Below are 1,333 nucleotides of genomic sequence, written 5' to 3' on the forward strand. Positions count from 1 at the left end.
CGCTTCTGCAGCGTCGCGATGAAGCTTGCCGCCTCGATCAGCGAATCGTGCGTGCCCGTGTCGAGCCATGCATAGCCGCGTCCCATGATCTCGACGTTCAGCGCGCCGTCCGCGAGATAGCGCGAATTGACGTCGGTGATTTCGAACTCGCCGCGCGGCGACGGCTTGATGTCGGCCGCGATGTCGCACACGCGGTTGTCGTAGAAGTAGAGACCGGTGACGGCGTAGTTCGAACGCGGTTTTGCCGGCTTCTCTTCGATCGACAGCGCGCGGAATTCTTCGTCGAATTCGACGACGCCGTAACGCTCCGGATCGTGCACGTGATACGCGAACACCGTCGCGCCCGCGTCCTGTGCGTCCGCGCGCTCGAGCTGCTTCGCCAGATCGTGCCCGTAGAAGATGTTGTCGCCGAGGATCAGCGCCGACGGGTCGTTGCCGACGAAATCGCGGCCGATCACGAACGCCTGCGCGAGGCCGTCAGGCGACGGCTGCACGGCGTACTGAATGTTCATCCCCCACTGGCTGCCGTCGCCGAGCATCGATTCGAAGCGCGGCGTGTCCTGCGGCGTCGAGATGATCAGCACATCGCGAATGCCGGCGATCATCAGCGTCGACAGCGGGTAATAAATCATCGGCTTGTCGTACACAGGCAGCAGTTGCTTCGACACTGCGTGCGTGATCGGATACAGCCGGGTGCCGGATCCGCCGGCCAGAATAATGCCCTTGCGTGCCATGTCCGTTGCCCTTACGCGCGATGCGCGTAGTTTGTTGCGACCCATTTCCGGTAGTCGCCGGACAAGACTTCGTCGACCCAGGCCTGATTGCCGAGATACCAGTCGACCGTCTTCGCGAGGCCGGTCTCGAACGTCTCGGCGGGCTTCCAGCCGAGTTCGCGCTCGAGCTTGCGCGCGTCGATCGCATAACGGCGATCGTGACCGGGACGGTCGGTGACGTACGCGATCTGGTCGCGATACGAACCGGCCGCCTTCGGACGCGCCTGGTCGAGCAGGTCGCACAGCGTATGAACGACTTCCAGATTCGTTTTCTCGTTCCAGCCGCCGACGTTGTACGTTTCGCCGGTCCGGCCGCGGGCGAGGACTTCGCGGATCGCCGAGCAATGGTCGCCGACGTACAGCCAGTCGCGCACGTTCTGGCCGTCGCCGTACACGGGCAGCGACTTGCCGGCGAGCGCGTTCGCGATCATCAGCGGAATCAGCTTCTCGGGGAACTGGTATGGACCGTAGTTGTTCGAACAGTTCGTGGTCAGCGTCGGCAGCCCGTATGTGTGATGGTAGGCACGTACGAGATGATCGGAACCGGCCTTCGTCGCCGA

2 protein-coding genes are annotated in these 1,333 nt (G+C 63.3%); both read right to left on the reverse strand.

The genetic code is table 11. The features are described from left to right. On the reverse strand, positions 1–734 hold a 734-nt coding region (rfbA, locus tag DIE13_RS32470), incomplete at its 3' end, for a glucose-1-phosphate thymidylyltransferase RfbA (RefSeq protein ID WP_124831039.1). Between the two features lie 11 nt (positions 735–745). Continuing rightward, positions 746–1,333, reverse strand: a 588-nt coding sequence (locus DIE13_RS32475) for a dTDP-glucose 4,6-dehydratase (protein WP_124831040.1), incomplete at its 5' end; no start/stop codon positions are given.

Source organism: Burkholderia sp. Bp9016, assembly GCF_003857765.1.
GTDB lineage: Bacteria > Pseudomonadota > Gammaproteobacteria > Burkholderiales > Burkholderiaceae > Burkholderia.